Here is an 8,359-nt window from a genome sequence, read left to right as displayed (position 1 = left end):
TGCATCCGATGCAGGCATAGAAGAGCGCGCCAAGGCCATTCTGACAGAGCTCCTCCGAATCAAAAAAGGTCGCAGCCTGAATGAATTGAATCATTCAGACATCATTTTCGCGATTCGGAAGGAACTCGACGTCAGGAACGTAAAGGTCAATAATCCGCCGCAAGACGTTGTCTTGGACAACTCCAAGGTGATTGTTCTCGGTGAGGTCACCGTTAGGCTGATGAGGGGGTAACTACATGTTTCAAAAATTCAGTGATTACATGTTTTATCTCCTATATGGCCCATTAAAAAAAATTGCCAAGAAGGATAATCAGTTCTATATCTTTCTCAAGGTAATTGGCAAATTGTTTGACCAGACGAAGGAAGACATCTTCCGCGTCCGCGAGGAATCGATGATCATCTCTGCAAGCGAGACGATGCTACTCGAACACGGTCGGGATCGGGACATGCCACGATTAAAGGGCGAAGACGTTGAGGCGTATCGTTTACGGTTGATGATGAAGAACCTTATAGCGGAACAAGCCGGAACCAAGGAAGGCATACTTACCGCGCTTCGGGCGCTTGGATATGAGCATTCATATATCGAGCCCTATTATATCCATGACCCGGAGCGTTGGGCCGAATTTATTGTCTACCTGGGCAGCTCGGCACCGAGCGGAATTAATGACATCGCCGTCATTGATGCAGAAGTGATGAAGGTAAAGCCAGCTCGTTCAAAGCCTAGTTACGGCATCGAAGAAGGGGCCGGATCGACTGTAGTGATACAATCTACCTTCAGCTTCGGCTCTGTAGGGCTGCCGCTCTGTAATACCATCAAATGCGGGACGTGGCCGACAGGGGTTGGTTACTTGATCCATACTCCTCCCTGCAACACAATCAAATGTGGCACATGGCCACCTGCTAACGAGGTGACGACGTCGTGAAGACTTTTACAGAAATCGGACTTCAAAAGCAATTACAAAGATTCGCCGATTCTCTCTCTCATGCAGCATATCAAAACTCAGGCGAGACGAAACGGATTGACTTCATGAAGCTTACTGCCGAGGGAGATACAGTTCGAGTGTACATCTATTTCGATGACAGTGTCGCGGGTCAAATTGGAAACGTTGAATTGATAGACCATGACGGCGATATTGTTGCCCGGGCTGAAAGAGAATTCATCAAGCCAGCGAGTAAGGGCTTGTATGTAGCATTCAAATATAGATTGATTGAAATGGAGGTCGAGGGGCTTGGCATATAACCGCACCGAATGGCGTGACCATATCGTTGCACCGACTGGCGAAGTCATCCAGGAAGGCACGCCGATATCAGCCCGAAACCTAAATAACATTGAGGAAGGGATATACCAGCTCAGCCAGCGGATTGATGATGTGAAGGTTCCGGCTGCTTCCCTGACCCAGGCGGGCATCACCCAGCTATCAAATGCAACGGACAGCACCGACGAGACGAAGGCAGCCACGCCGAAGGCCGTAAACGAGGCGATGCAAGCAGCTGTCAATGCACAAGGAGCCATCGAAGCTCATACTGAGGATCAAGTCCGGCATATTACGGCTGCCGAGCGGACGGCTTGGAATGCAAAGGAAACGACTGAAGGGGCACAGGCAAAAGCAAACCAAGCTGAATCGAACGCCAAAAGCGCAAGTCTGCCGCGCTCGGGTGGCACTATCACGGGCGGGCTCACTGTTAACGGTGCACTGACCGTCCAATCGCGCAATATCATAACGGAGCTCGATTCGGTAAAGCAATCTGTCGTTGATGGGAAAGGGAAAGTCGCGGGGGTCATCAACGACAAAGGTGGCGGGCCAGTCTCCGCGAATAGTACGTTTGACCAATTGGCTGCTGCAATTAGTGGTATTCCACAAGCGAAGGGCAACCTCGCCCTAACAAGCACGTTCTTTGACATGCTGGGAAACTATGTTGGGAAAGGCATGTTTATCAACAAGGATAATAATTTTGTACTAGTCAAAGAAACAACATCAGGTTCCCCGGTAAAATACCAATCGGAGCTACATGAGGTGTCGCCAAACGGAACTGTTGTGAGGGCAGTACATCTGGGCGCTCCACGGGAGTTTGCGGCGAGTAGTTTGGTGGTAGGCGATAATGTTGTACTTATCGTGTTGAGTGGCTCTTCAAAAACATATGAACTGTATGACCATGCGGGAAAACTCATATCAAAAAACAATGTGGATTCTTCTGCTCCCGACTACGAAGTAATCGCAGTCACTCGTGACGGCTCTAACACGTTCATTGTTGATAGAGGTTATAGAGATAGAGACCCTGTAAGAATTTTAAACCATGCAGCAGTACCTTATTTCACAATGCCTTCCGGAAGTGTCAGCGCCGAGGAAGCTGTTTTTTTAAGCAAGACAAAACTGTATGTAGCACGACAAAGTTATTCGCCGATAGCTCGCAAGCATACTATTATTACGAGAAACAACCTGTCCTTTAGTTACGAAATGACAGACAAAAGCACATCAGACTCAGGCGTTATTCAATTTCTTGGAGCACACGCATATCGATAAGGAGGATTAACATGATTGGATTAAAATTAACAAATGTTATAGGGCCGAGAGGCGGTAACTATGATTACAAGGGTTTGGACACGAACAAGTTTGTCCCGGGCACACTGGTATATCCTTCAGAATCATATGACTTTTATGTCATAACAGAGCAGTCAAGGGAAGAAATCCCGGAACACGAGGACATCCATCTTATTACGGAAGAAGAGTACGAGGCAGCTTATGAAGCAGAACGCAATAGACCACGTGAGCCCGGCCCGATTGAAAAGCTACAGGCGGAGAACGAAGAGCTTCGGAGGCAGCTTGACGCGTTGCAGTTGGCTGTGATGGGTATGATGGACGAAGGGGGTAATGCATAATGAAGAGCCTATTTTTCGCATTTCTTATGGACTGCTGGCGAAAAGGTTTTGCTGATGAAGATAAGCTTCAGTCGTATGTTCCTAAGTACATTTCGGCTGAAGAATGTCAAGAAATCATTGAGACGAAAGGGTGAGAACCTCACTTCTATAACGGCGCAATTTTGCCAAATATCTTGATAAACATTGCCAAAAAAAATGCGCCGCTACAACTCCCAAGAGCTTTACCTTCCCGCCGCTCTTCGTAAAACGCAACGCATCATCAATGCTTCGATCCCGGCCCACGCACTCGTATGTAATATCTGCTCCTCCCTGTATCACCGGTTTGCCGAATAGAGGTGGTAACACCTTAGCTCCGAGGAGTTGAGCCAATTGTTCGTAGCATTCGGAACCGTTTGTCAATTGAAAATTCTCGCTGGCTCCATACAGCCGGGCCAGTTCCATCTGAAAAGGATGCTTCGCCAAAACAATAATTCGATTGGAATAATCAAGTGCACGAAGGGCAGCTATCACGCATATGCCGATAACTCCGGCTCCAATGACGAGTACCGTGTCACTGTCACGCGGGGGATCCCGCATTATCGCATGCAACGCCGTAGCAAACGGATCGGTCATAATCGCGTTCCGATCACTGACTGTGGCGGGCACTTTGAAGATCTGACTGTGATGAGCGACCAGATACGGGCTCCAGCTTCCACCGGTATCCCGGCAACCTCCGATGAGCAGTCCTGGAGAGATATGTCCCGAAGCCATGCGTTCGCACAGACTCAAGTCTCCTCGGCGGCAAGCCGGACAAGCTTCATGAAATCCCCTAGCCATACACGATAAGATCGGATCGACTATTACTCGTTCCCCTCGTTGAATACCAGATACTTTCTGTCCCACTTCATCGATTACGCCTACCACTTCATGCCCGATCGTGAAGGGAAAGGAGGCAAATGGAGAGGTGGCCGGGCTGTCGTGAAGAAAAATAAGGTTCAGATCGCTGCCGCAAATTCCGCCGTATTTGACTTTAACTTTTACCCATTCTTCATCGGGCAGCTTCGGTTCAGGGACGTCCCGATAACGAGTACATGATAATGGTCCAATATAAAGAGATGGAATAAGCCGCCCGAGCGCTTTGCACAATACATATTGCGGTATGGCAACATTAAACTGTACCGCTTTCAAACCTATCGAATCCTTTCACCCATAGTCTCTCCTGTAATATTGAGCCAGTAATATTAGATGTGTACTCCATAGCCAGTAATATTATTACAGTGGATGGTCATGCTGAACATGAAAGAGCTAGAATGTGCTTCTGTCTGATTTTGGAAGACGAACGGAGAACTGGCTGCCTTGGCCAACCGCGCTTTGGACGGCAATATGCCCTCCATGCGCCTCCACGATCGCTTTGACGATGGCCAGTCCGATCCCGGCTCCGCCGGTTTTCCGGTTGCGGGATTTCTCGCCCCGATAAAATCGTTCAAATATAAACGGAAGTTCCTCTTGGCCGATGCCTGTTCCCGTATCCGAAATGGTGACCTTCGCATAGGCCGGCTCTTCGGATATAACGACGCGAATATTGCCCTCGTTCGTATATTTATAGGCGTTATTCAACAGGTTCACAAAAACTTGAACGAGCCTTACATAATCGCCGGTCAAAAAAACTTCCTGGTCTTGCTGTATATCGATGGAAATCTTTTTATCTTCAAACTGGCCGCTTACCGTTTTCACGGACTCCCGAATCACTTCATTCAGCGACACCATATTTTTTTGCAGCTGCAGCATCGGATTCTCGACCGCCGTCAGCTTCTCAAGATCATGGATGAGCTTCACCAATCGCATCACTTGCTCATGGCATACCTCCAGCTTGTCAGGCGTGGCTTGCCACACCCCATCCTGAAAAGCTTCGATATGGCTTTGAATCGTCGCTAATGGCGTGCGCAATTCATGCGCGATATCGGCCGTCAAATTTTTGCGCAGCTTATCCTGCTGCTCCAGGGCATCCGCCAGGTGATTCAACGCCAAGCCCACCTCGTCGATTTCTGTTCTCGGGCTCGCCAGGGCAACCCGTGAAGACAAATCTCCGGTTCTCATTCGGGTGGCAATCTGTTTGATTCGCATGAGCGGGCGGCTTAAACTATTCGCCATGAAGACGCTAAAGAGGGAGACGCCAACGATCACGAGAAGGAGGGCACCCCATAATAACGAGTTGAACAACCGCAGGAACTGTTGATTTTGGGAGGCAAATGCGCTCTCGATTCCTTGAATTTCGAGCCTGCCGATTTTTTGCCCGTTTTTCATAATGCTTGTGGAAATGATATTGTCGTTACCGCCGCTCTCATATCCTGTGTCCGTGCCTCCCGGCATCATCCCCATGTTGCTTGTATCCCAGATCAATTTATTCCTGTCGTCGTAGATTTTGACGGTATAATTACGGAGCATGGCTTGATGGGAAATTTGCATGAGCGAGCCCATCGTCCACCCGCCTGCTTCCGCGTTGTAGGAGGCCGCCAGATCTTTCAGCAGCGTATCGGCTTCGGCTTGCTGCTGATTCTTCATATACTGGCCGAAGGCAAACGTCATGACCAAGTAGACAAGAAGCGTTATGGTCAGCAGCGATGTGAGCGCTACCCCGATATGCGACAACAACAGCTTTTTCCGAAGTCCGCTCTTATTCATCCGGATTCACCTGAAATTTATAACCGACGCCAAAAACCGTCGCAATAAATGCCGGTTTTCTCGGGTTATCCCCTATTTTTTGCCTGATGTTTTTAATATGAACATCGATCGTGCGCTCAAATCCCTCAAACGTGTCCCCTTGGATAAGGTTAACGAGTTCCAGGCGGCTGAACGCTCGCTTGGGGTGCTTTGCCAGAAGCTCAAGCAATTTGAATTCAATGGGTGTGAGCGAGACAAGCTGCCCCCTGACTTTCACTTCATGCCGTTGGGAATCGATGGACAGATGGTTGTTGCCGAAGGAAAGAGGCTTTTCTTGCTGCGGCGCGACGGGAAGCCGCGCTCTGCGCAATAAGCTAATCACCCGCACCACCAGCTCTCGGGGGCTGAACGGCTTCGTAATATAATCGTCGGCGCCGATCAGAATTCCATTTACCATATCGTCCTCACTGCTTTTGGCGGTCAGCATCAGGATGGGAACGTTGGATGTCTTGCGGATGGTTCTGCAGATTTCTTCGCCGGACATATCAGGCAGCATCAAGTCCAATATGATCAGGTCAGGCCGCAGATGCTCCCACAGACTCAGCGCCCCCTTCCCTGTATCTGCCTCATACACAAGGTAGTCATTTTTCTCCAGATAGGCTTTAATCACCTGAAGGATATCAGGCTCATCATCGACAATCAAAATTTTTGCACGGTCCATACGTATCAACCTCACCATATATATAAAGATAGGCCTAGCGATATTCGCGAGGCCTATCATAGCACAGTATTAATTGAAATTCATCATACTGCCGCGCCATTGGGAATTGGTCATCATTCCCCGTCCCATGCCATTGCCTTTGTGACAGTTGTTGTACATCTGCTCAATCTGTTGATCCGAGAGGTCGGGGTGCATTTGCTTCGCGAACGGCAGCATCTGTTCAAAGTCGCTGCGGTCCCCGCCCGCATTATTATCGGGTGATGCAGCATATGCGCCGGCTGCTCCAATTCCCATCACCAAGACCAAGGCGGTTATGCCAAGCCATACTTTTTTCATTCGTATCTCCTCCTCGTATAGTATTTCCTGAAGGCAGTTTTGAGTCTTTTTCCAGTCCTTTATAGGAACATAGAATGCCTTCAAAATTTCCAGCTTGCACATTGAAAATTAATATGGGGACTGGACTTTCCGGAATGTCTCTGGACAATGGAACTTAGGGTTCCATTCGGGGAAATTCGTCTCCCTCCTGTAGTCCAATCTACTTTTTAAGTCTGTTTCTCCGGTACTCGCTTGCACTTCTTACCCGCTGGCTGTTCCCTTCGGCAACTCATGCCCGACTGTAGCAGCGTCGGGGCAGCTCATGAACCGAAGCGTGTTCTCATATGCGAGGGTGATTGATCGGCGAGTGCGCCGGAGACAGTCCGGAGAGTCCGTTCCCTGAATCCCTTATAGAAAGGAGGAATTCTCTTGAAGCTTTTTGTCGGTATTGACGTCAGTTCCGAAGAACTGGAAGCCTGTTTGATGAAATCGGATGGCGACACCCTGGAGACCTTCAAGACCACCAACAATCTGCACGGCGCCTCTTACTTGCGGGATCGCATCATTTCTGCTGCGGTCAAGACAGCCTGCTCTGAGGTTCATATCGGGCTTGAAGCCACATCCGTCTACAGCTGGCATCCAGCCATGTACTTGCATGAAGATGAGGCCCTTCAACAATTGAATGCCAAGGTGTTCACCATTAATCCGAAGCTGATTAACAAATTCAAAGACGCTTATGCCGACCTGGACAAAACCGATCGCATCGATGCCTGGATCATTGCAGACCGCCTGCGTTTTGGCAGACTCACGACGACTATCGTGATGCAGGAACAGTACATCGCCTTGCAGCGGCTCACTCGCATGCGATTCCATCTCGTACACAACCTTACCCGCGAGAAGCAATACTTTTTGCAAAATCTGTTCTACAAGTGCAATGCTTTTCGCGCGGAGGTGGACAGTTCCGTGTTCGGCCATGCCATCATGGAAATGCTCTCGGAAAAGTACAGTCTGGATGAGATGGCGAATATGGATGTCGCCCGTTTGGCTGACTATCTCAAGGACAAGGGGAGAAATCGTTTCCCCGATCCCGAACACGTCGCCCGCTGTATTCAAAAGGCGGCTCGGGCCTCGTACCGTCTCTCGAAGGTTGTCGAGGATTCCATTGATTTGGTGCTGGGCACCTCAATTCAGTCGATCCGGAGCATCCAGAGTCAGCTTAAAGAGCTCGACAAGGCGATTGAGCGCATTTTAGACGGCATTTCCAGCAGCCAGTGCCTCCGTTCCATTCCGGGCATTGATCGGGTCTATGCCGCAGGCATCCTGGCCGAGATCGGCGACATCGACCGCTTCACGGATCAAGCCGCCTTGGCCAAGTATGCGGGTCTGACGTGGCGCAAGCACCAATCCGGCTCCTTCGAGGCGGAAGATACAAAGCGCATTCGTTCCGGCAACCGATTCCTTCGCTACTACCTTGTTGAAGCTGCCAACTCGGTAAAAAACCGCGACCCGGAATTCGGGGAGTACTACCGGAAGAAATTCAATGAAGTCCCTAAGCATCAACACAAACGTGCCCTCGTCTTAACGGCAAGAAAACTTGTGCGTCTGGTCGATGTGCTGCTACGCAACGACCAACTCTATACGCCCAGAAGGAAGGTGAAGCCGACAGAGCAATAATGCCTTGGCTCATGAATTTTCTTCTCTAATTCCCAGTTAAATTATGGTATTTTACTTAATTTTCGACTGGGTCTAGTTTGGTGATGCCTTTTTTGGGATTGATCCTGCTGCACGCCAAGGAAATTTTCCAA

General features: G+C 49.3%; 9 protein-coding genes and 1 pseudogene. 6 read left to right on the top strand and 4 right to left on the bottom strand.

Annotated elements, in window-relative coordinates; translation table 11 throughout:
- The 5 genes and pseudogenes from OCY70_RS08230 to OCY70_RS08210 all read left to right on the top strand — a co-directional run.
- Positions 1-232: pseudogene (locus OCY70_RS08230) on the top strand (baseplate J/gp47 family protein); the annotation flags it as partial.
- Between the two features lie 4 nt (positions 233-236).
- Positions 237-923 carry a hypothetical protein gene (locus OCY70_RS08225; protein WP_213431380.1) on the top strand — a complete coding sequence of 229 codons (687 nt, stop codon included), beginning with the start codon at positions 237-239 and terminating at the stop codon, positions 921-923.
- On the top strand, positions 920-1,240 hold the full coding sequence (locus OCY70_RS08220) for a hypothetical protein (RefSeq protein WP_213431381.1): 321 nt from the start codon (positions 920-922) through the stop codon (positions 1,238-1,240). The genes OCY70_RS08225 and OCY70_RS08220 overlap by 4 nt, the downstream gene beginning before the upstream one ends.
- Positions 1,230-2,522 (top strand): phage tail protein, encoded by a 1,293-nt coding sequence (locus OCY70_RS08215; RefSeq protein ID WP_213431382.1) that lies wholly within the window; start codon positions 1,230-1,232, stop codon positions 2,520-2,522. The genes OCY70_RS08220 and OCY70_RS08215 overlap by 11 nt, the downstream gene beginning before the upstream one ends.
- A gap of 11 nt (positions 2,523-2,533) precedes the next feature.
- Positions 2,534-2,878: a hypothetical protein gene (locus tag OCY70_RS08210; RefSeq protein WP_213431383.1), complete on the top strand. Its 345-nt coding sequence runs from the start codon at positions 2,534-2,536 to the stop codon at positions 2,876-2,878.
- A gap of 114 nt (positions 2,879-2,992) precedes the next feature.
- Here the strand turns inward: OCY70_RS08210 and OCY70_RS08205 are convergent, their stop codons facing one another.
- The 4 genes from OCY70_RS08205 to OCY70_RS08190 all read right to left on the bottom strand — a co-directional run bounded on the left by OCY70_RS08205 (position 2,993) and on the right by OCY70_RS08190 (position 6,575).
- Positions 2,993-4,045: a zinc-dependent alcohol dehydrogenase gene (locus OCY70_RS08205; protein WP_213431346.1), complete on the bottom strand. Its 1,053-nt coding sequence runs from the start codon at positions 4,043-4,045 to the stop codon at positions 2,993-2,995.
- A 117-nt stretch (positions 4,046-4,162) separates the two neighbouring features.
- The gene (locus OCY70_RS08200) at positions 4,163-5,539 is read right to left on the bottom strand and encodes a sensor histidine kinase (protein WP_213431345.1); all 1,377 of its coding nucleotides are present in this window, start codon (positions 5,537-5,539) and stop codon (positions 4,163-4,165) included.
- Positions 5,532-6,239 (bottom strand): response regulator transcription factor, encoded by a 708-nt coding sequence (locus OCY70_RS08195; RefSeq protein WP_213431344.1) that lies wholly within the window; start codon positions 6,237-6,239, stop codon positions 5,532-5,534. The genes OCY70_RS08200 and OCY70_RS08195 overlap by 8 nt, the downstream gene beginning before the upstream one ends.
- A gap of 69 nt (positions 6,240-6,308) precedes the next feature.
- On the bottom strand, positions 6,309-6,575 hold the full coding sequence (locus tag OCY70_RS08190) for an FAD/FMN-containing dehydrogenase (protein WP_213431343.1): 267 nt from the start codon (positions 6,573-6,575) through the stop codon (positions 6,309-6,311).
- A 408-nt stretch (positions 6,576-6,983) separates the two neighbouring features.
- Here OCY70_RS08190 and OCY70_RS08185 point away from each other — a divergent pair, with 408 nt between their 5' ends.
- Positions 6,984-8,228: an IS110 family transposase gene (locus OCY70_RS08185; protein ID WP_261944499.1), complete on the top strand. Its 1,245-nt coding sequence runs from the start codon at positions 6,984-6,986 to the stop codon at positions 8,226-8,228.
- The last annotated feature ends 131 nt before the right edge of the window (positions 8,229-8,359 follow it).

Source organism: Paenibacillus melissococcoides, from assembly GCA_944800085.1.
In the GTDB taxonomy this organism is placed as follows: domain Bacteria; phylum Bacillota; class Bacilli; order Paenibacillales; family Paenibacillaceae; genus Paenibacillus_B; species Paenibacillus_B melissococcoides.
Note: the sequence above shows the minus strand (reverse complement) of the source record. Positions and strands in the feature narration are given on the sequence as shown.